17 protein-coding genes are annotated in these 23217 nt (G+C 41.6%); all 17 read right to left on the bottom strand.

The window, feature by feature from the left end; genetic code table 11:
* Window positions 1–44: 44 nt before the first annotated feature.
* A complete protein-coding gene (locus ABVC65_RS05070; protein ID WP_353582744.1) occupies window positions 45–2489 on the bottom strand; it encodes a primosomal protein N' in 2445 nt (814 codons plus the stop codon).
* Between the two features lie 24 nt (window positions 2490–2513).
* Window positions 2514–3740, bottom strand: a complete 1227-nt coding sequence (gene metK / locus ABVC65_RS05065) for a methionine adenosyltransferase (protein ID WP_353582743.1) — start codon at window positions 3738–3740, stop codon at window positions 2514–2516.
* A 116-nt stretch (window positions 3741–3856) separates the two neighbouring features.
* Window positions 3857–4141, bottom strand: a complete 285-nt coding sequence (gene rpoZ, locus ABVC65_RS05060; RefSeq protein WP_004111763.1) for a DNA-directed RNA polymerase subunit omega — start codon at window positions 4139–4141, stop codon at window positions 3857–3859.
* 99 nt (window positions 4142–4240) lie between these two features.
* Window positions 4241–4858 (bottom strand): guanylate kinase, encoded by a 618-nt coding sequence (gmk, locus tag ABVC65_RS05055; protein ID WP_004123482.1) that lies wholly within the window; start codon window positions 4856–4858, stop codon window positions 4241–4243.
* A 22-nt stretch (window positions 4859–4880) separates the two neighbouring features.
* A complete protein-coding gene (pyrF, locus tag ABVC65_RS05050) occupies window positions 4881–5780 on the bottom strand; it encodes an orotidine-5'-phosphate decarboxylase (protein WP_004115188.1) in 900 nt (299 codons plus the stop codon).
* A 3-nt stretch (window positions 5781–5783) separates the two neighbouring features.
* A complete protein-coding gene (carB, locus tag ABVC65_RS05045; protein WP_353582742.1) occupies window positions 5784–9179 on the bottom strand; it encodes a carbamoyl-phosphate synthase large subunit in 3396 nt (1131 codons plus the stop codon).
* A gap of 29 nt (window positions 9180–9208) precedes the next feature.
* Window positions 9209–10423 carry a glutamine-hydrolyzing carbamoyl-phosphate synthase small subunit gene (gene carA, locus ABVC65_RS05040; protein ID WP_016825118.1) on the bottom strand — a complete coding sequence of 405 codons (1215 nt, stop codon included), beginning with the start codon at window positions 10421–10423 and terminating at the stop codon, window positions 9209–9211.
* A gap of 189 nt (window positions 10424–10612) precedes the next feature.
* Window positions 10613–11143, bottom strand: a complete 531-nt coding sequence (gene nusB / locus ABVC65_RS05035; RefSeq protein ID WP_004122463.1) for a transcription antitermination factor NusB — start codon at window positions 11141–11143, stop codon at window positions 10613–10615.
* Window positions 11144–11306: 163 nt separating this feature from the next.
* Window positions 11307–11870: an elongation factor P gene (efp, locus tag ABVC65_RS05030; protein ID WP_004115197.1), complete on the bottom strand. Its 564-nt coding sequence runs from the start codon at window positions 11868–11870 to the stop codon at window positions 11307–11309.
* A 135-nt stretch (window positions 11871–12005) separates the two neighbouring features.
* Window positions 12006–12947, bottom strand: a complete 942-nt coding sequence (locus ABVC65_RS05025; RefSeq protein ID WP_353582741.1) for a hypothetical protein — start codon at window positions 12945–12947, stop codon at window positions 12006–12008.
* 127 nt (window positions 12948–13074) lie between these two features.
* Window positions 13075–13767, bottom strand: a complete 693-nt coding sequence (pyrE, locus tag ABVC65_RS05020) for an orotate phosphoribosyltransferase (protein ID WP_353582740.1) — start codon at window positions 13765–13767, stop codon at window positions 13075–13077.
* Between the two features lie 74 nt (window positions 13768–13841).
* Window positions 13842–14837 (bottom strand): dihydroorotate dehydrogenase, encoded by a 996-nt coding sequence (locus ABVC65_RS05015; RefSeq protein ID WP_004122470.1) that lies wholly within the window; start codon window positions 14835–14837, stop codon window positions 13842–13844.
* A 6-nt stretch (window positions 14838–14843) separates the two neighbouring features.
* Entirely contained in the window at window positions 14844–15752 is a 909-nt protein-coding gene (locus tag ABVC65_RS05010) for a dihydroorotate dehydrogenase electron transfer subunit (protein WP_004122473.1), read from the bottom strand.
* A 188-nt stretch (window positions 15753–15940) separates the two neighbouring features.
* On the bottom strand, window positions 15941–16975 hold the full coding sequence (pyrF, locus tag ABVC65_RS05005) for an orotidine-5'-phosphate decarboxylase (RefSeq protein WP_004123471.1): 1035 nt from the start codon (window positions 16973–16975) through the stop codon (window positions 15941–15943).
* Window positions 16976–17059: 84 nt separating this feature from the next.
* Window positions 17060–18472 (bottom strand): dihydroorotase, encoded by a 1413-nt coding sequence (locus ABVC65_RS05000; RefSeq protein ID WP_353582739.1) that lies wholly within the window; start codon window positions 18470–18472, stop codon window positions 17060–17062.
* An 87-nt stretch (window positions 18473–18559) separates the two neighbouring features.
* Window positions 18560–19789, bottom strand: coding sequence for an aspartate carbamoyltransferase (pyrB, locus tag ABVC65_RS04995; protein ID WP_004123465.1), 1230 nt, complete (start codon window positions 19787–19789; stop codon window positions 18560–18562).
* Between the two features lie 108 nt (window positions 19790–19897).
* Window positions 19898–23203 carry a bifunctional [glutamine synthetase] adenylyltransferase/[glutamine synthetase]-adenylyl-L-tyrosine phosphorylase gene (locus ABVC65_RS04990; RefSeq protein WP_004122485.1) on the bottom strand — a complete coding sequence of 1102 codons (3306 nt, stop codon included), beginning with the start codon at window positions 23201–23203 and terminating at the stop codon, window positions 19898–19900.
* Window positions 23204–23217 lie beyond the last annotated feature (14 nt).

The raw sequence follows: 23217 nt of genomic DNA, 5'->3' as shown, positions 1-23217 counted from the left end.
TAACCTCTTTATTTATAAGTCTTTATTAATAAGTTTATGCGATTTTACAAATCCTTAGGATCCACACTAAATTTTAATTCGCCATTTTTCCGCATTGCAAAATGCTTTGCGCATTCTTTTTTCAAACGACTAACTAATTCATCTCTATACTCTAACGGCACTCTCACAACTGCTTTAACTCTGTCGTTTAACTCTTCAAAGCGTTGAGAATTTTGCTCGTGCAATGTTGAAGGAGGCTTCATTGGAACAATTCCAAGTAAAGGAGGAAGATATTCGGATTCATCAGAATCATCGTTAGAATCACTATTTTTAGTTTCAACTTTTAACATTGGAAGATTACTAGAACTATCTAAATCACCATTTTTGCTTGCGACTTTTGTAATATCTTCGCTTACATCTACACTCATTGCACCTATAGCATTAAGCGTATCTATTACAGCCTGCCTAAAACCCCATATTCTTGCGACGCATACAGTTGGCGGAAGAAGTGCTTCACTTCTTTCTTGCAACTCTTGTTTAGAAAGAAGTGATGAATCCCATTCTTCCAAAGATTTAGCGAGAATATCGTAAGTTTCACCCAAAATAAGAACGCTTCCACCTCTGTTTTTTGACGCACACATTGAAGCTGCTTTCATCCAAGCATTCAAAGTGTCTATTCGAGAATCTAAACCAGTGTTGTAAAGACTCGTCCACGCGTCTAAAATCGCAACAAGACCATATTCTCCGCAAGAATCTTTAGATGAGCTTAAAACTCGAGGTTCTGCTCCTAAAGTACAAATGACAATCATCGGCTTCTGATCAATCCACTCTATAACACCACTTTTCTGCTTCGCAGAAGATATAATAATTGGAACATCCTTAAAAATCTTAAATATTTCCTTGGCAGTAAAATTAACTCCAACACGAATAGCCTCGATAAAGTTAGATCCACTAGAACAATTCGAGCACTTCCATCCAATCGCAGCACTTCCACACCATGCGCATTTAGGAGCAGAACCATCTATAGGTAAGTCAAGAGGACCTGTACAGCGCTTACAACGAGCCATACTGTGGCATTTTTTACATGCAGCACGCTGAACAGTATCGTCTTGTGCTGTAACAAGTAAAACAGGCATATTTGCGTCTAAAGTTTGTCTAATCGACGCTAATGCAGTATACGGTATTCTAGATCCTGCACTCGGATCATTTATCTTATTAAGGTTATCAGAATTAAGTAGACGAACCCATGGGCAGGCATTATTCACAATAGTATTAAATGGCTTAATTTCAATTAAAGGTCCACTTACTTTTGCAGCAAGATTTTTTCCTTTTAATTCGTCTTGACTTATCACGCTTCTAGCAAAAGACATTGTTATGAAAACACCATTATGATTTTGTGCACGTAATCGCATAACGCCTCTAGCTTGAGCATAGGGCATCATACCATCTGCGTACTGATATGCGCTATCTTCTACAATCACAAAAAGTGCTTGCGATTCAACAGGAGCATACATTGCAGATCTTGTTCCTAAAACACATGGAACAATTCCTTTTTCTATAGCTCTCCACGCTCTATACCTGTCTGCTGGAGAATCATATGCACAAAGACGAGCAACATCCCCACTTAAACTTCCACTTGGATTCTGCGATTTTTTATAAGGTTTAAGACCATAAACCATGAGGGAGCGCATAACATCGTTTACTTCGCGAATTGTAGGAAGAACAACAGCAACTTGGCGACCCGCTCTTATTGCAGTTACAATAATCCACGCTAAATCCTGAGACCATCTCATTGATCCTGGTAAAGCATCTATAAGAAAAGCTTTGCAATTATTTTTATAATTATTCGAAAGTGAACTATTTTCATGATGAAAATAATACGGTTTCTGAACATCCTCTAAGGATTGCTTAAGAAGATTCGCATTCTGGTAGGATGCAATCATACGAGCATCTGTTGTTTTTCTAAGATTCTCACTTCCATCGTATTGAGATATTTCACAAGTATTGTTAGACCTAAAATTTTTTTGTAATTCGTTAATCCACTTTACTCTTTTAGATAAATGAATATCGTCCAGCAAATTTTCTTTATCTACACCAGCAATTCTTCTAGGTAAAGCAAGCCTAATAATATTAGCTCTTGTTCCGCCATAAGCATTAGCTATTGAAGCAATATCTTCCATAAAAGATTTAGAAACTACTTCTCCTATTGGAATAATTTTTTCAATAAACTTTAATGAAGATATTGGTGTTGTGCTTGATTCACTCCTACCCCAAATAATTCCATTTACGCGTCTAGCACCAAATTTGACACGGACCATACACCCTGGCTTAGCGTAATCATCCTGATCTTTGCTAACAATGTAATCAAAAGTTTTACCGAGATGAGATGCTTGAACATCCAGCACAATATGAGCAATAGGGCGATTATCAGCTTGACTCTGTATTGAATCACTCTTCTTACGCCTACGTGGTTTGCGCGCTAAACCATCAAGTGAAGGCTGCTCAAGCATTAGCACATCCTTTTAAATCCTAAATCAATTTTTTAAAGATTTTACCTCATTCTTAATCTGATCAACACGATTAAGTCTTTCCCAAGGAAAATCAACATCTGTTCTTCCAAAATGCCCATAAGCAGAAGTCTTCGAGTAGATTGGTTGAAGCAAATCAAGCTCGTCGATAATTGCTGCTGGGCGCAAATCAAAGACTTTTCGAACAATCTTAGAAATATCCGAACGAGTAATTCCATTTGCTTCGGTTCCAAAAGTTTCTACATTTACGCTAACAGGTTCTGCAATTCCAATCGCATATGCAACTTGTACCTCTACCTTATGTGCTAAACCTGCGGCGACAAGATTCTTAGCAACCCAACGCGCAGCGTATGCTGCAGAACGATCCACTTTACTAGGGTCTTTGCCAGAGAAAGCACCACCACCATGATGAGCGGCTCCACCATAAGTGTCTACAATAATTTTCCTGCCTGTTAAACCAGAATCTGCTGCAGGACCACCCAAAACAAAAGATCCAGTTGGATTTACAAGCATTCTGTAATCATTATGATTTACGTTTTTCCCTAGCACTTTGTTAAGAACAGGCTCTACAACATTTTGGACAAGCTGATTTCTAAGCCAATCAGGACTCACATCTGGGTCATGCTGTGTTGAAATAAGAACAGTATCTAAACGAACAGGGTTACCACATTCATCATATTCGATTGTAACCTGTGTTTTACCGTCCGGTCTAAGTTTAGATACAATTCCAGCTTTTCGTACGTAGGATAAGCGCTGGGCAAGCTGATGAGCTAGATATATTGGAAGGGGCATATAAGCGTCTGTCTCATCGCTAGCATATCCAAACATAACACCTTGATCGCCTGCACCTTGGCTTTTATAACGATCTTCTTTAGACGCTAAGCTTTCAGATTCAAGATTTAACCTAGAAACACCTTGATTTATTTCTGCACTTTGCTCTGTTAAAGATACCATTACTCCACATGAATCAGCATCCAAGCCAACAGTTGAACTGTTGTATCCTACTTCACGTACAACTTTTCTAACAATGCCTGGTATGTCGGTGTACACTTCTCCCCTAACTTCCCCGAAGACTACAAATTGTCCTACGCATGCACAAACTTCAACAGCAACATGCGCATGAGAATCTTGACGAAGCATATCATCTAGAATCGCATCTGCAATCTGATCACAAAGCTTATCGGGATGACCTTCTGTAACGGATTCTGCAGAAATAAGTTTAGCTTCCGACATAACTCCCCTTTAATTAAAAAAAAATTAAAACTTACGCGCTAAAACCAATAACAGCCGCATATCCAATACCAACAAGCATAGGATAATACGGCTGCAATTAAAAATGTAAAGAAAACTTAATTTCCCTCATTCATATCATCTTCACCAAGATTCTCCACCAGCAAACCTTTATTAATTTCTCGGAATGCGATAGAAAGAGGCTTCTCTTGGTTTCTATAATCAACAAGAGGACCGACGTTCTGCAACAATCCTTCGTTGAGCTGAGTGAAATAAGAATTAATCTGCCGTGCTCGTTTTGCGGCAAACAAGGCAAGCGCATACTTGGAATCCGCATGCTGCATCAAATCATCAATAGGCGGATTTGCAAGTCCCGTAGGTGTTGGCTTAGTGCCCAATGCCATAATGTTCTCCATATTCTATGGTGCCACAATAGTTTCCAAGTAGACTATTGTAAGCTATCGCAAGGATATTTAGGAATTACTCATTTAAATTAATCTAAATTAATCTAAATCGTATTCTTTAGCTATTATCTTCCAAAGTTCATCTGCAGCGCGCTGAGCATCATCATTAACAATCACAAAATCAAACTCGCTAGACGCAGCCATTTCTACTTTAGCGGTTTGCAAACGCTTAGCCTGCTGCTCAGGAGTTTCAGTGCCTCTACCAATAAGTCGGCGTTTAAGCTCTTCAAAGCTAGGAGGGGCAATAAACACGTACACAACTTCCAAGCCAAGTCTAGAAGCCTCTTGCTTTACTCTTCTAGCTCCCTGAAGATCAATTTCTAAAAGAGTTGGAACGTTTTGAGCAAGATGATCTAAAACAGGCTGAATTAAAGTGCCATAATGTGCCATTCCATGAACAAGAGCAGTCTCCAGAAACTCACCGTTCTTCTTCCTGCGCTCAAACTCCTCTTCATCAATGAACCAATAATGAATTCCATTAAACTCATCATAACGAGGCTTGCGAGTAGTAGCAGAAACAGAAAGCCAAATATTAGGATGTTTTTCGCGCAATACTCCCTCAACAGTGCCCTTACCAGCTGCAGTAGGACCAGTAAGAACAATCAAACGCCTTTTAGTAGCGACTGGCATACTCTGTGTATCGTTTAAACTAACCATATTTGACTCTCTTAAATAATTTTCATGAATCCATTAAAGCTTGACGAATATCCCAAGCTATTCGTTCAGTTGCAGTAGATAATGCACCAATATCTGGACCATGAGAAGCAATAGACCTAGAAACTGTTACTAAAACATTTCCATGCGTACCAGCAAAAACCGTTTTCAAATCGTTAGCTTCCGCTCCCTGCCAGCCGTAACCTGGAGAAAGAATAGGACCAGTAAAACTCGTTAAATCTATTCCACCTCCATTCATCCAATCCCCAATAGTAGCTCCAACAATTAAGCCAACAGAACCCATGCCTTTTGTATTGTTGTTAAAAATTTGCGCAGTTTGAGCAATACCATGAGCAACAGTTGTGCCGCGGTAGGAACCAGTCTGGCGAATAGCAGTTTGCAAGCTAGCGCCTTCGCGATTAGACGTTAGCGAAGCAATGAACACTCCCTTGCCATTATTAAGAGCCTCATTAATCAACCCACCCATTGACCTAGCTCCGTAATACGGAAGAAGCGTAATAGCATCAGTAAGAAGAGGCGCATCTGGCTTAAAGTATGCGTCGGCAAGCGCAGAGATTGTCGTAGACAATCCACCATGACCGCAATCCACAATAGTAATTACGTCCATTTGCCTTGCAGCATACAGCACTCGTTCGAGCGCTGCGAACCCCTTAGACCCGTAGCGCTCGAACATGCTCGACTGGAATTTTACGGCAGCAGCTCTGCCGTTCATGGCCTGAAGCATACGCATGGAGAACAATTCTGCTCCTTGAGCATCCATCTTGTATCCCCAATTAAGCAGCATCTTGCGGTGCGGATCTATACCAACGCATAATGGACCGTATTTTGCCATAGCGTTTTTTAGACGCAATCCAAAATCGGATCTTTGCGCCTGCAATTCCTGCTCTCGTATGCTTTCGGTCATGTATTAAGCCCGACTTTCTTCGTTTTCTGCCTTCTCGATTGCAAACAGTTGCTTGGCATGCTCCTGAATGCTCATCACCTGGTAATCGTTGTTCTTAACAGCTTCTATAGCCATAAGAACTGGTGCAAACTCCGTAATTGTAGTGAATTGCGGAAGGTCTGCTGCAACAGCAGCTGCACGAATAGCATAACCATCCGTACGCGACCCTCTTGAATTCGGCGTGTTCAACACCATATCAATCTTACCATTCTCAATCAGCTCAACCACGTTTTTGCCGATTCTTTCATGCGAAGGCTCAGCATTTCGCACATCCTTCGCCGTGTCGCCTTGGCTGGAAAGCTTATCAACAATCACAGAATCAATGCCGTAGCGTCGAAGAACAGAAGCCGTACCTTCGGTCGCCCAAATAGTAAATCCAAGCTCTACTAGGCGCACTGCAAGTAGCGGCAATTGCCTTTTATCTGCATCACTTACAGACACAAACACGTTGCCACTTGTAGGCAAACCGCCCTTGTACGCTGCAAGCTGGCTCTTAGCAAAAGCATGCGGGAAGTCGCGGTCGAAGCCCATAACTTCTCCAGTAGAGCGCATTTCTGGTCCGAGCAAAATATCGACTGTGCGACCAACAGGCGTGCGGAAACGCTTGAAAGGCAAAACGGAAGCTTTAATAGCAACCTGCTGGCCTGGATGAATATCTCCACCATCTCCCTTAGGAAGAAGAAGACCGCGCTTTCGCTGCTGTGCGATTGTTTCGCCAGCCATAATTCGAGCAGCAGCTTTAGCAAGAGCAACTCCCGTAGCTTTAGACGCAAACGGAACAGTACGAGACGCTCGAGGATTCGCCTCAATTACGTACAAAGTGTTTGCCATAAAAGCATATTGCACATTAATAAGACCACGAACTGAGCATCCGCGAGCAATCGAAAGCGTGCCCTCCCTAAGACGGCGAATTTGATCATCCGAAAGCGTGCTTGGAGGAAGAGTGCAAGCAGCATCACCAGAGTGAACGCCAGCTTCCTCAACATGCTCCATAATTCCACCAATATAAAGCTCGTTGCCGTCGTAAAGTGCGTCAACATCAATCTCAATAGCGTCCTGAAGGAACTTATCAATCAAAAGCGGCGAAGGCAAACGACCAGAAACAACAGTGTCTGCTTGAGCTTCCTGTAAAGCGCGATCCACATATTTTGCAAGCTGAGCATCATCGTACACGATTTCCATGCCACGACCGCCAAGCACGTAGCTTGGTCGCACAAGAACCGGGTAGCCAATTGCGTGAGCTGCATCCTTAGCCTCTTCAAGACTTAATGCAGTGCCGTAGCGCGGAGCATTCATGCCTTCTTGGCGAAGAACCTCACCGAAAAGCTCACGATTTTCTGCCAAATCAATAGCCTCAGGCGTAGTTCCCAAAATTGGCACTCCTGCAGCTTTAAGACGCGCAGCAAGCGAAAGTGGCGTTTGACCACCAAGCTGCACAATCACGCCTTTTACTGGACCAAGCTTCTTTTCTGCTTGGTAAATTTCGAGCACATCTTCAAAAGTAAGAGGCTCAAAGTAAAGGCGATCCGACATATCGTAGTCTGTAGAAACTGTTTCAGGATTGCAATTGACCATGATTGTGTCGTAATCCTTACCCAATTCCTGAACAGCATGAACGCAAGTGTAGTCAAACTCAATACCCTGGCCGATTCTATTTGGACCAGAGCCAAGAATGATTACAGCTTCGCGATCGCGTGGCTTAAGCTCGCTTTCGTCAGCGTAGCAAGAATAGTAATAAGGCGTTACAGCATCAAATTCGGCAGCACACGTGTCAACCGTTTTGTAAACAGGATGCAATCCATACGCCCAACGCAGCTCACGAACCATGTTTTCGCCTTCATCGCCAAGATTACGCAAATGCGCAATTTGAACATCCGAAAGACCAGCAAGCTTAGCATTCTTTAACACTTTTGGCGTCAAATTTTCTGCTTCACGAACCTCTAAAGCTGTTTTGTTAATTAACGAAAGCTGCTCAACAAACCATGGGTCTATCTTTGTTGCGTCAAAAATCTGCTCAGGTGTAGCCCCACCCCATAGCGCGCGCTGAATTTGCAAGTAGCGGTGCTCGGTTGGAGTGTGCATTTCTTCAAGAAGCTTACTAACTTCTTCTTTACTTGGGCGCTCGCCGTCCCAGTTAAAGCAAGCGTGACGCTTGTCGATTGAGCGCATTGCTTTGCCAAGAGATTCCTGGAAGTTTCCAGCCAAAGCCATTGCTTCGCCGACCGACTTCATAGAAGTAGTAAGCGTAGTGTCTGCTCCAGGGAACTTTTCAAAAGCAAAGCGCGGAATCTTAGTTACAACATAGTCAATCGTTGGCTCAAAGCTTGCAGGAGTTGAACGCGTAATATCGTTTTGAATTTCGTCCAAAGTGTAGCCGAGAGCAAGTTTTGTAGCGATTTTTGCAATCGGGAAACCAGTTGCTTTAGATGCGAGCGCAGAAGAACGCGAAACTCGCGGATTCATTTCGATTACGATAATGCGACCAGTTTGAGGGTTGATTGCGAACTGAATATTGCATCCGCCGGTATCAACGCCAACGCCTCGAATAATTGCAATACCAATATCGCGCATCTTTTGATACTCGCGATCTGTTAGCGTAAAGCATGGAGCAACTGTAATCGAATCTCCAGTGTGAACACCCACAGGATCAACGTTTTCAATTGGGCACACAACAACAACGTTGTCTTTGGAATCTCGCATAAGCTCAAGCTCAAATTCCTTCCAGCCTTCAATGCCTTCTTCAATAAGCACTTCGTCTGTTGGAGAATAGTGAATACCTGCTCCTGCAATGCGATGTAATTCTTCTTGATTGTGAGCAATTCCAGAGCCTAAGCCACCCATTGTGAAGCTTGGACGCACAACAACTGGGTATCCTAGTGTTTCAACAATTTTGTCTACTTCTTCAATTGAGTGAGCAATGAAGGATTTTGCGCTTTCGGCTCCAGCTTTTTCGACAACTTTTTTGAAAAGCTCACGGTCTTCGCCGCGGTCGATTGCCTCAAGAGATGCACCAATAAGCTCTACATTATACTTTTCTAAGATTCCTGCACGACCCAAGTCCATTGCGGCATTAAGAGCAGTTTGACCACCTAATGTTGGAAGAAGCGCATCTGGCTTCTCTTTAGCAATAATGCGCTCCAAAATTGCCGTGTCTATCGGCTCAATATATGTTGCGTCTGCAAGCTCTGGGTCCGTCATAATAGTAGCAGGATTAGAGTTTACAAGAATTACGCGGATTCCTTCTTCGTGAAGTACTCGGCAAGCTTGCGTTCCAGAGTAGTCGAATTCTGCAGCCTGACCAATTACGATTGGACCAGAACCAATAACCATTACGGATTTAATATCAGCACGTTTTGGCATTATAAATTCCTTTTATCCCTTTATACCTACTATTTTTCGCTCTTATTCTTGTGATTTTGCATAAGTTCTACAAAGCGGTTAAACAAGTACGATGCATCATGAGGTCCTGCGGCTGCTTCTGGGTGATATTGCACAGAAAAAGCTGGAATATCAAGGCATTGTAAGCCTTCTACAACATTGTCGTTAAGATCCACATGAGACACTATTACGCGACCAAAATGTCCATTTTCATAAGGCGATTGGATAGTCTCACCAATAGGAGCGTCTACAGCAAAGCCGTGATTATGAGCCGTAACTTCCACTTTTCCAGTAGTCACGTCTTTTACAGGCTGATTTATGCCACGATGACCAAACTTAAGCTTGTACGTTCCAAACCCAAGCGCGCGACCTAAAAGTTGGTTTCCAAAGCATATTCCAAAGAATGGGTATCCTGCGTCTAACACGTTACGTAATAATTCCACTTCTCGATTTGCTTGAGCAGGATCACCTGGTCCATTCGAGAAGAACACGCCATCTGCATTAAGCGCTTGAAGTGACTCAAAGCTTATTGAGGAGCTTACAACGTGTACACGGCATCCGCGCTGTGCCAAACGATGCGGAGTCATGGCTTTTATACCAAAGTCCACAGCTACAACAGTGTAAAGAGGCTCCTTGCCTTCGTAATCTCCACAAGGCTCAATCGTATAATCTTCTTGTGTACTAACTTCGTCTGTTAGTCGCAAGCCTTGCATTTGAGGAGTTTGTTTAATCTCATTCACAAAAGACGCAACTGTACGAATTGCTCCAGTAGCTTTGTCTATCAGTGCTTCATTAGAAAAAATGCCGGCACGCATAACGCCAACTGAGCGTAAATGTCGTACCAGCATTCTCGTATCAATACCACTGATTCCTACTATTCCTTGTTTTTCTAAATCATCTTCCAAGGAACCAGTGGATCTCCAATTGCTAACAATAGGGCTTGGAGCTTTTACCACGTATCCTGCAACCCATATTTTTGAAGATTCTGGGTCTTCATTGTTAATTCCCGTATTTCCTATGTGTGGGAACGTTTGAACAACTATTTGTTGATCATAACTTGGATCAGTAAGCGTTTCTTGGTAACCAGTCATTCCTGTAGAGAACACGATTTCAGCGCGCGTAGAACCTTTTGCGCCAAATGGTTTACCAACGTAAACTTGTCCGTCTTCCAATACTAATACTGCATCATCAGTGCCGAATCCGGCGAAGGTGTCGTTATAGCCCACCTTAACCCCCTTATGGCTTTAGGTTATTCGTGGCAAGTTTACTCAGATTGGCGGACGGCGACGCGCCGATAATAGCTATCAACAATTTCTTAATGCAAATTATTATTGCGAATTCATTACTACGAATTCATAATAAAAAAAAATCCGCTTAATGCTACTGCACTAAACGGATTACACGCAATTTTAAATTCACTCAACAGAATCAGCATTAGATTCATTAGAAGATTGTTCAACATCTGAAGAATCAGCTGCTTCAGTTTCATTAACTTCTCCAGCAGTATCTTCCGCAGATGCCTCACCATTAAACTTTGCTAAGCAAGCTTCTTTGTCTGCCATAATCGCGCTTAACAAGCCATGAATAAACGCAATAGCATCATCATCACTATACATTTTTGCAAGAGAAATAGCCTCATCGATAGCAACCTTATCTGGCACTTCGTCGTTTAAGAGAATCTCCCATACAGCTATTCGCAAAATATTACGATCAATCACCGCCATTCTTCCGACTTTCCAGCCAGTAGAATAACGATTCAACGTCTTATCAATCCTATTTCTACGCTCACCAACTCCTCGAATAATATCAACAGCATAATCTGGAAGAGGAGTTTGCGCACCTGGCTCCTTCAAACGTTCTTCAAGCAAAGAAAGAATATTTTGATTCTTTTCATCTGCCTCATACAGCGTATTCAAAGCCCTTTTGCGAGCGGTGGAGCGTGCCATAGTATCGTCTTTCTATCAAACTACATAATCTTATAGATCCTTAAAGTCTACAAGAATTAAACTTACATCAATATATATCAAATATTGCACAAAATAGCTATTGCAAAATAAAACGACTCAGCAACAAGAATCGCCGCCGAGTCGCTTTATACAAAAAATTTAATTAGTTTTCACGACCAAGGTAAGAGCCGTCACGAGTGTCAACCTTCACCTTTTCACCTTCGCCAACAAACAGTGGAACCTGAATCTCAGCACCAGTTTCAACAGTTGCAGGCTTTGTGCCAGCGTTAGAACGGTTACCTTGCAAACCAGGTTCAGTGTGAGTGATGGTCAAAATTACAGAAGCTGGAAGCTCAACGCTCAAAGGAGTGCCGTCATGGAAACTTACAATGCAATCAGTGCCTTCAAGCAAATACTTGCTTTGTTCACCAACTAAGTCCTTAGGAATATAAACCTGATCATAAGTGTTCATATCCATAAAGACGAAGTTATCGCCATCTTCATAAGAGTACTGCAAAGTGCGATTATCAACGGTCTCGAACTCCATTTTCATGCCGGCGTTAAAAGTCTTGTCGACAATCTTGCCCGAGAGCACGTTCTTAATGGTGGTACGCACAAAAGCAGGACCTTTACCTGGCTTAACATGCTGGAACTTGATGACGGTCCAAAGCTGACCTTCAAGGTTCAAAACCGATCCATTTTTAATATCATTGGTAGTCTGTGCCACGAGTTATCCGTTTCTTTCGTTAATTAAAGCTGCAATTTACACAGCTAAGAAATAAACCTTGCTTATTATGCCACAAAGCGTCAACTAATTAAAATAACAACTAAAATAACAACACGCATTTAACGTGATTATTCGTTACTCTTGATCGTTTTGTTCCGACGACTCTGAGTTTTGACTACGACCCATTGGAATATAGCCACCTTGATCATCCTGAGGATGTGGAGCATCAAAAGGATACCCATTGCCATCTCTACTTAAAAATCTATCGCTCACTTTTTTAATTCTATCTTCGTACTGGCTTATAACAGCTTTTATTTTTTGATAAGACTGCTTTAACTCTTGATAATTATTGCTGCTTTTAGCAAGAGCATTACCAGCATCATTAATAGCATTTTCTAGACTTTTAGAAGCAACAGCTAAAATAGGCAAATCTTTCGCTTTTTCTACAAGCTCTCTAGCTTTTTTAACAAGATTTAACAATTGATCGCCAAAAGAAGTTCTACTTGTTTTTAAAAGATTATCAGAAGATTTTTTAAGCGAATCAGCATCTTTATTCAAAGTATCCAACTGGTTGGAAAGCTTATTTTCGACTGATGGTGAATCGTAAGAACTGGCTCCAACTGGACAATCTGAAATATCATTTTTCAAATCATCATTGGCATAATTTAAGGAAGATTGAAAATCGTCAACAGTATCCTTAACTGAATCAAAATCAGCATCAAAATCGGAAGATTTTATTTCAGAAGCATCATGCACGTTTTGGCTTGAAATGATTTTTTTAAGGTCAGCTTTAGCTGAAAGAACTTGTGTACGCAACTGAACGCACTTTTTAGAGGGCTCGCCAGCGTTTATATTACTAGAAGTATGTGCAAACAAAGATAACCATATTCCGATAACAATTGCTACTGCAATAAGTGAAACAGATATAATCACTGCAATAGCTTTCTTATCGCTTAATAATGATCTGTTTGAATCATTACTAGACCGATCAAAAATGGTATCTTGCTCACACTCAGGCGGATTATTAAATGAAGCTATATCATTCAAATCCTGATATTCGTTATTGTCCTCTTTCATAATCCGCCATTCCTATTTAACAAACATATGTATGAATAAAATAGCAAGAACACAACTCATACATGACTTATATAATTGCTTAATTATACAAGTCTATAATTGTATAAGTCTATATTGCACAGACAATTCATGCACCATATTCTCGCAAATAATTTTCAGCTCGAGCAGCCAAATTCTCATCCATAACAGCGCTTCCGTCATTATTAGTGAGTTTTTGTGCTGCAGCGAAAATTTCACGCACGTTAGCAATTGGCAAAACTGGGAAACCAAACTCCTGCTCTACTGCTTTTACTGCAGAAAGCTCACTGTCTTTTGTGCGTTCCATTCTGTCTACTGCCAAAATCAAGCCTACAACTTGCACATTTGCTTCCGCTTTAAGTTTTGGCAAAGTTTCGCGAACTGCAGTTCCAGCTGTCATCACGTCGTCAACAAGCAAAACTTTCATGCCGTCTTTTAACGGTTTTCCAACCATAATTCCGCCGTCGCCATGATCCTTTCGCTCTTTGCGGTCGAAAGTAAAACCAACAGGCATATTGTGATTATTTGTCAAAGCCATCGCCGTAGAAACTGCCAGCGGAATACCCTTATAAGCAGGACCGAAAACAGTGTCAATATCTTGCGGAAGTTTGCCTTCTTCAATTGCTGCAACAACGCGCTGAGCGTAGTATGCTCCTAAGCTCGCGATTTTCATGCCGTCGTCAAAAGCTCCAGCATTAATAAAATAAGGTGATTGACGACCAGATTTTAACGTAAAGTCACCAAACTTAAGCGCGCCCGAGTCAAGCAAAAACTTTGTAAAACGCTCGTCTAATTCTGCCATAATTAGCTCTCTTTCTTAAAATAATTTTAAATACTTTTTTAAATACTTTCTAAATACCTTTTAAATACTTAATTTCAGCGCCAAGTCTTTCCTTCTGCAAGCAAAGACGCAAGCTTTGGACGAGAATCAAGCAAATCATCAAGCTCTCTCGCAATACGAATAGGAGCAGTAGGATCCACCAAAGCAGCAGCACCAACTTCTACAGCATTAGCGCCAGCATACAAGTATTCCAAAGCTTTTTCGCCAGAATCAATGCCACCAATGCCGATAATTGGAATATCTGGCATAGCTTGACGAACTCGCCACACAAACCCAAGTCCAATCGGGAAAATAGCAGGACCGGAAACGCCGCCAGTACGGTTTGCAATAATAGGCTCGCCTGTGCGAATATCAATTCGCAATCCAACCAGAGTGTTAATCATGCTTAGAGCATCCGCTCCAGCATCAACCGCAGCTTTGCAAATCGAGACGATATCAGTAACGTTTGGCGTCATTTTTACAATCATCGGCTTATCCGTCATTGCGCGAAGACGCTTAATTAAGCGATGAAGCGCAATAGGATCCGTACCAACGCTCATTCCACCATGAGTCACGTTTGGGCAACTTACATTAATCTCAAGCATGTCTGCAGCAGAATCTGCAAGCTTTTCAACAACTTGAGCATAATCGTCATCACTATGGCCTGCAACGTTAGTAATTACAAGAGCCCCCAGCTTTTTAAGCTTTGGCAACTCATCTACTAAATAGTGGTCAACTCCAGGATTTTGCAAGCCAACAGCATTCACCATTCCAGAAGGCGATTCTGCAGTGCGCGGAGCAGGATTTCCTTGCCAAGGAACCGGGGAAACACCTTTTGTACAAATTGCTCCAAGCTGACTCACATCGTAAAAGTGCGCGCAAGCTGCAAGTTGGAATGTGCCAGAAGCGGTCCCAACCATATTCTTCCATTCAACTCCAGCTACTTTAGTGCTGTGTTTCCACACATGACTAGTGTCAAACCCAAGAGTTGATGCGCTATTCTGTGCGCCATTTTGCGCATTTTCTAAAGCATTATTCATTTCGTTACTCATATCTTTTTACTCCCAGCCTAATCTTTCGGTGTCAAACACTGGTCCCTCGTTACAAACTTTAAGTCTTCCTTCTAAAGTATCTACAACGCAAGCAACACAAGTTCCATATCCGCATCCCATTCTCGCCTCTAAGCTTAATTGACATTTAACATTACGCTCATGCGCCCAATGAGCTACAGCCTTCATCATTGGCATAGGACCGCAAGAAAGAACAACAATAGGCAAATCTCCATTAAAATCAAAATGATTTTCTTGCTCGAGTTCATTAAGCAAAGTAATAACAGTTCCTTGCGCGTTGCTAATGCTATAAACATTATCAACGTATTCCTTCATAAATGAGTCAGCAAAATGGTTATCGCGATATCCAAGAACCGCAGTCACTTTGCAATTCTTGTTTTTTGCAATCGCCTGTGCAGCACAAATCAAAGGAGGAACACCCAATCCTCCGCTTACAAGAACATAGTGTGCTGGCTTAGAAATATCAAAACCCAATCCTAATGGGCCTAAAGCGTCTACAGTATCTCCTGCTTTGAGCTCCGAAAATTCGGTAGTTCCTTTACCAATAACAGCAAAAATAAGACTAAAAGTATCTCCATCAACGCTTGCAACACCAAATGGTCGTGGAAGCATAGTTGTAGAATCTGGAGAATATAAGTTAACAAATTGCGCAGGAGCGGCAGTTTTAGCAATAGCATCATCGCGCAAAACTAAGCGATACACACCTTCGTCAAGTTTTTGATTATCAAGAACTTCTATAGCACGGCGACCTAAAAGACGAGTGTATTTTAAATCATCAGCGTGCAAACTTTTTGCACTAAAAGAATCTGCACCCGAAGAATCATAAGCGTCTTCACGTAACGTAAATATGGCGTTTCTCAAAGATTTTCGAGTTTGAATAAACATGCCATCACTCATCTAGTTTTACCCTACCTTATGTAGTCGTATCGTTGCGTAATTTAGCTATCTTTAGCTATTTTCAGTTTTAGTTATATTTAGTTATACATGCATAATTGTTTTTACACGCGCATATTCACAATTTTGACACAATGATCTTGAAATAATTCCTAATTGTGATTCGCTTTGCATTAACACTAACACACGATTTATTTATATACTGCTTGTCTTAAATCATCTCTCATGTTTAAAGCAGATTTGCGAGCAGAATCAGATACAATCTCAAGAATATTATTAAGAGAAAGAGAAGACTTGTTTTTAACATAATCTTGCGATTTTTGCCAAGAACCAATAATTCCTCGAGAAGAATTCACTATTGCACCTCGACCATTTTCATCAAACATTCCAGAAACATCTTGTGCCGTTCCACCTTGTGCGCCATAACCTGGAACAAGGAAGAAAGTGTGCGGCATAATCTCGCGCAAACGCTTACCTTCTTCTGGATGAGTTGCTCCAACTACTGCTCCTACTCGTGAATACCCTTTAGTCCCAATATTTGATTCACCCCATTTTTCTATCAAACCTGCCATATGCTCATAAACTGGTTTGCCATCTTCAACAACAAGTTCTTGAAGCTCTTTGCTAGAAGGATTAGACGTGCGCAGAAGAACAAAAATATTTTTATTACGCGCTACTGCCTCATCTATAAATGGCTTAACGCCATCTGAACCCATATATGGGTTTACGGTAAGAGAGTCCTCGTGCCAAACATCTTTTGTGCTAGCGCTTTTAAGAAGATTAACTAAAGATTCGCTAAAATCGTAAGAATCATCTTTAAAATACGAATTAAGATCAGCAAATCCTCGCAAATGTGCTGCATACTGAGCTGCCGTGGAACCAATATCGCCTCGTTTTGCGTCACCAATAACAAATAACCCACGTGATTTTGCATAATCACAAGTCATAGCATAAGTGTCGATTCCAGCGGAACCAAGTGCCTCGTACATTGCAATTTGTGGCTTAACAGCTGGAACAATGTCGTAAATCGCATCAATAATCGCACGATTAAACTCAAAGTACGATGCAGCAAGCAAGGTTGGCAAAGCCTCTTCATCTTCGACTTCTTGCAAAACTTCATCAGATAATCCACTTAGAATTTGCGCAGGCAAAATCCCAGGCTTTGGATCTAATCCAACAACAGTAGGGTTTTGCTTCGCTGCGATTTCTTCTATCAGTTCGTCCATATTGTTCCTCTACTAGCCGCAAACTATTTTTTAGTTTTTAGTCTTTGTCTTTACTTATAAAACACGATTTATAAAATACACAAATTACATGCGAGAAAAGGCGATTTCTGAGCCAACAATAGTAGCAACTGGTCTTCCCTGTAACTGCCATCCTTCAAATGGAGTATTACGAGCCTTTGAATGGAAGGAATTCGCATCAACGCTCCATTTTTCACGCATATTAATAAGCACTAAATCAATATTTTCTGGATGTTCAGTTTCACTTAATTTTAATGTTCGTCTCACGGCACAACGCGAAGACACATTAAGCAAAGCTGCAACATCTGTAGGTCTTCTACTCATAAATTGCATAGGATTAATCGACATAAGTTCAATTAAGTGCTTATCATCCGTATACCCAGCGTCAACAAGCACTTTACGACATACGCCATAAGCACATTCCAAACCAATAATCCCATTTGGAGTATTAGCAAAATCGCCAGCTTTATCACCTGCTGTGTGAGGAGCGTGATCCGTGGCAATCATGTCTATAGTGCCATCTGCAATAGCAGCAAGAGTTGCCTGTCTATCCGCTTTAGATCTTAGCGGTGGATTCATCTTTGCCATTGACCCATACTTAAGCACATCCTCATCGCAAAGAGCAACGTAATGCGGTGCTGTTTCGCAAGTAATCGGCAAACCTTCCTTCTTGGCTTTGCGAATAGCTTCGAAAGCGGCAGCCGTACTAACATGCTGGAAGTGCACGTGAACACCTATTTTGCGAACTGCTTCTATATCCCTATTAACAATCGCAAGCTCTGTAGATGCAGGAATTCCGCCAACGCCTAGAATTTTAGCAACTGGTCCTTCGTTTACCGAACCATAATAATGGTGCTCACAATGCTCAACAAGTGGCAATCCTGTTTCTTTCGCCATTTTAAGAACGTCTAGCAAAATCGAATCTGTAACAGCAGAACCATCATCACTTATTGCAGTAATTGGATGCTTTTTCATAGGCGAAGTTTTTTGATTATCATCAACACCATGAACATATTTTTTCCAGAGCTCAATATTGCTTGGTTTTAAACCTTGCCTACTTATTGAAGCACAAACACTTAAATCGTAGTGTACTGGCAGTTTTACGCCATAAATACACCCGTATCTTTGCAAAAAATCTATAACGTTTTCTACATCAAAAGGAGCATCATTCCAAGGCTCACCGTCAACAGCTGGAATTGTGTTTGGCATAATCAACACATTCGTATATCCTCCGGCAGCAGCAGCATTGCCCCCAGTCATCATTGTTTCTTTATCAGTCTGACCAGGATCCCTAAAATGCACGTGCGGGTCTGCAAAACCAGGAGCAACAATCCAATCACTTGCATCAATTTCCCCCGAAATTCGAGCGTTTTTCTCAATTAAAGCGTCTTGTCTAACGCCATCTATAACCAAATCGATTCGCTCGCCAGTATCCCAAACGGCAATATTTCGCAAGGTTAACATGCGTGAGTCGTTCATATTGCTCCTAGTTTTGCTTATTTCTATTTTTTATTCAGTTTTATTGTTGATTTTGAATTATGTTATTTACGTGTATTCTACTTGAATTCACTGCAATTCTTCATCACAATACAAGCAATGATACTCATGTCTATCTGACTCAGCTTTATAGAATCTACGCTTAAGAGTCAACTCACTGTTTGTTATGCAACGAGAGTTAGGACATATAAGATTTTCTGGAGCATTCTCGTCAGATATGTGAACGCGAGGATTAGCCAACGAAATTCCATGAGAATCGTGAGCTTCCAACTCATCTTTAGGAATATTCACAAAATCAGTCGGCTCATATCCTGGAAGCTCATCTCCTAATACAGAGCTTTCTAATGCCATTCGCATAAGCATGCCATTTTTAACCTGCTCAAAGTATGCTGCACGAGGATCGTCATCAACATCAACAGCGATTTCGTTAATACGCGGAAGCGGATGAAGCACTGGCATATAAGATTTTGCTTTTTGCAATTTTTCTTCTGTTAAAATATAAGTGTCACGAAGTCGCAAGTATTGCTCGCGATCTGTAAAACGCTCTTCTTGCACGCGAGTCATATAAAGCACGTCCAAGCTGCCAATAACTTCCATTAAGTCGCGAGTTTCTTCGTAAGTGCACGAAGGCGTATCGTTAATGCGGTCGATTACGTACTGAGGAGTTTTAAGCTCATCTGGGCTAATTAGCACAAAGTGAACATTCCCAAAGCGGCATAAAGTTTCAATAAGCGAGTGAACAGTGCGACCGTATGTTAAGTCTCCGCATAAACCAACTGTTAAGTTATTCAGCCTGCCAAATCGCGCAAGAATTGTAGCTAAATCTGCAAGAGTTTGAGTAGGATGCATATGGCCGCCGTCTCCTGCATTAACAACAGGAACACTTCCTGCATGCGACGCCACAAATGCAGCACCTTCTTTAGGATGACGCATTGCTACAACATCTACATAATTTGACACCACTTTTAAAGTGTCGCTAACCGTTTCGCCTTTGCTTGCACTAGAAAGCTGTGCTCCCGCAAAACCGATCACCTTTCCACCTAAGCGAAGCATTGCTGTTTCAAAGCTTAGTCGCGTTCTCGTGCTCGGCTCATAAAAAAGAGTGGCCAACACTCTACCATCGCAAGTGTGGGCCACTTCTTTTCTGTGCTCGTCAATATATCGTGCTTTATCTAATAGCATTCGTATTTGAGCTGTAGAAATATCGTCTAATGTAACAACGCTTTTGTTTGCTAACGATTGAGCAATTGCACAACGAGAAAAAACCTGATTAGAAGAATCATAAAATGCGTTCGTCATAATAGAACCGCTTACCTTTCGCTAGTTGGCAAACGACCGCGACCACACGCGACCTTGTAGATTGTACACGATTTGTCAGACTTACCGACACAATAAAATGTCTAACTATTAGCGACAGTAGAAGAGACGGGACATGACTTCGCGGCATTGACGCATAACAGCCATTAAATCGTTTTCAAAAACGCGACCTTGGTTTGGATCGTACCCAAGATAAGTTGCGATTCCGCCTAAAGAATAAGAGTCTGTTGGAATAACATCCGCGCGCTCCAAGGAACCAGACCACAAGAAGTTCGCATTTCGCACTGCAGAACACATATGCCAGCATTTTTCTAACACATTTGCGTCTTCATCTTCGATCAAATTCAATTCTTTAAGCGCTTTCAACGCTTGCATTGTGCCAACTACTCGCAAGGACTCGTATTTTCCAGCATATTGCAATTGCAAAAGCTGAACAGTCCACTCAACATCGCTTAAACCACCGCGACCAAGCTTCAAATGTCTGTCTCTACTAACGCCTCTTGGTAAGCGTTCTGCTTCCATACGCGCTTTAAGCTTACGAATTTCCGCCAATTGAGATTCGTTAAGAGGATCTGGTGAATAACGCAAATTGTTTACTACTCCGCTTAGCAAAGCATCTGCCAAATCTTTCGACCCTGCAGCAAAACGTGCGCGCAAAAGTGCTTGATTTTCCCACGTACTAGCCCACTTTTGGTAATAATGCTCACACGATTCTAGCGAACGCACAAGCGGACCATCTTTACCTTCTGGTCGCAAATCTAAATCGACCATGATTTTTGGCTCTAAAGTAAGAGGACCTTGCAGGATATTGCGCAATATGTCTACAGTAGTCTGCGCGAAACGGTGAGCAATATCAGATATAGAATCATATTCAATCTTGCAATCATCATCATTCGCCATCGGCTTATAAACAACCATCATATCCGCGTCAGAACAGAAATTAACTTCCCTGCCACCATAACGTCCGAGGGCAATAATGGCAATCGAAGCTTTACTCTCTTCTAAGTCCATTTTTAAAGACGCATCTTTCATAGACCATTGCAGAGCAGCATCAAGTACAGCATCAAACACATCACTCATCGCTTGCATCGAAGTATCATCGTCAATAATCCCACACATCCAAGCAAGAGCTACTCGCTCAATTTCTTGCCTTCTTAAAGCACGCAAAGACTGAGCAAAATCCACAATGCTGCTTGAATATCTTGCCAACATTGCGCTTGTTTGCATATCTAAACTTTCTCTGCCTCTAGGTGTAAGCGCCGAATCGTCTCCAAGCCAAGTAATAGATTGTATTGACTGCATCATTGCATCGCCTAAATAACGCGAATCAGACAAAACATGACAAAGCCTGCGAGCCGCGCTAGGAGAATCACGCAAAAATCCAAGATACGTGTTCTTACCACCGAAACGCTCTGAAAGTCTCCTGAAAACAAGCAAACCCATGTCGGGATTTTGGCCTTCTCCAAGCCATTTCAACACTGCTGGAAGCAAAATTCTGTGAATTTTAGCAGCGCGTGAAAGTCCATCAGTAAGCGCTTCAACATGCATTTGTGCAGCTTTTGCATCAGCAAAACCTATCGATGCAAAGCGAGCGCGCGCAGCTTCTGCAGACAACACAATAGGATCCGCATCAGTTTGCGCATTAATCGGCAGCATTGGACGGTAGTAAATATCTTTATGCAAATGCCTAATTTCTCGGCGCGCTTTGTCAAATCGCGCAACAAGCTCTTCTGGCTTAAGTCTAACAGCTCTAGCAAGACGCCTAATTTGCTCGTTACTATTAAGCTCTTCTGCACTAATGCTTCTAGCGCGATCTAATCCACCATTTCCTTGCGAACCTAAATCTGGGAATAAATGAGTGCGTTGCATATTCCACATTTGCTGTCGATGTTCGAGAACTCGCTCAAAACGGTAGTGTTCTGCCAAAATTGCAGCTTGCGACCTAGAAACGTAGCCTCCAGCAGATAGTGCGTTAAGCGCGCCTAAAGTATCTCTAACTCGCAAAGACTTATCTTCACTTCCGTGCACAAGTTGCAGCATTTGAACTGTAAACTCAACATCTCGCAATCCTCCGCGCCCAAGCTTCATGTCTAAATCTCGCTGAGACGCAGGGATCAAAGACTCTACTCGCTGTCGCATATGTTGGCAATCTGCAACAAAGTGTTCTCGCCCAGACGCTTTCCAAATAAGCGAATCTGCCATTTGTCTATAATCTTTACCAAGCTGCGCGTCTCCTGCGGCTGGTCTCGACTTTAGTAATGCTTGAAACTCCCAGCTACTTGCCCACTTTTCGTAGTATTCGTTATGTGATTCCAAGCGCCTAACAAGAGGTCCATCTTTGCCTTCTGGTCTTAGTGCTGTATCAATTTGCCATAATGGTGGCTCCGCACAACCCATAACAATCGATTGACACACTTTTTGCAAAACAAGTGCAATAGAAGACCCAACTCGCAAAGCTTCATCTTGTTTAACGCCATTAGTTGGTTCTACTACATATATTAAGTCAATGTCGGAAACGTAGTTTACTTCTTGCGCTCCCAATTTTCCCATTGCTATTATTGCAAACCTGCAGCAACAAGATCCAGAAACTTGCCCGCGCGCTATCGCAAGTGCAGCTTCAAGAGCCGCATCCGCAGCATCCGAAAGTTTACGACTTATATCTGGCTGTAATTCTACAGGGTCTGCACTAGCCAAATCATATGCCATAATTGCAGCAATATGCTGGCGACATCTCGCTCTAAGAGCACAAACAGCTTGAGCAAAACCCATAGAGCTTATTGGAACAGTGTACGAGCTACAATTCTTGGCGCCAACGTTGTCTTCTTCTTTTAAATTTTGTGAATCTTCTTTTTCTTCGTTTACTATTGTTGCACTGTAAGATTGAATAGCTTCTAGTAAATCCGAAACACGTTCTTCTAAAGTCATGTGTAGTAAATGATTTGGGTCATTTGCTGCAGCGTTTATTAAATCAGTGTGCGTTCTCATTAGCATCGCAAATGATTTAGATGCTCCAAGAACTTGCATTAAAGACGCAAGTGGGCTTGTTATTAATGAATTATTCGAGTTCTCCGCAATATTTTCAACAGTTTTTTTCTGAGATTGATATATATCTTTAAACGCTAAAATTGCGTAATCTGGGTCTTCTGCTCTATTTATGCTTTCTAAGATTTTGAGCACATTAATTGAATTATTCTCACAATTTTTGCAAATATCTTCTATGGTTTTACGAGCAGATTCTGGACGAGCAAATCCAGCTTTAACTAGAGTTCTGTATGATAAGTCAGTTTCTTTAGCAAAACTTAAATTAAAATCCGCATGCTGTTTTAAATCAGTACCTAAATTATGATCTAAATCGCTATTACTGCTTTTTTGACTGCTCATAACGCCACTGTACATTGTGGTGCAGTACA

Source organism: Gardnerella vaginalis, from assembly GCF_040427915.1.
Taxonomy (GTDB): Bacteria; Actinomycetota; Actinomycetes; order Actinomycetales; family Bifidobacteriaceae; genus Bifidobacterium; species Bifidobacterium vaginale_C.
Note: the sequence above shows the minus strand (reverse complement) of the source record. Positions and strands in the feature narration are given on the sequence as shown.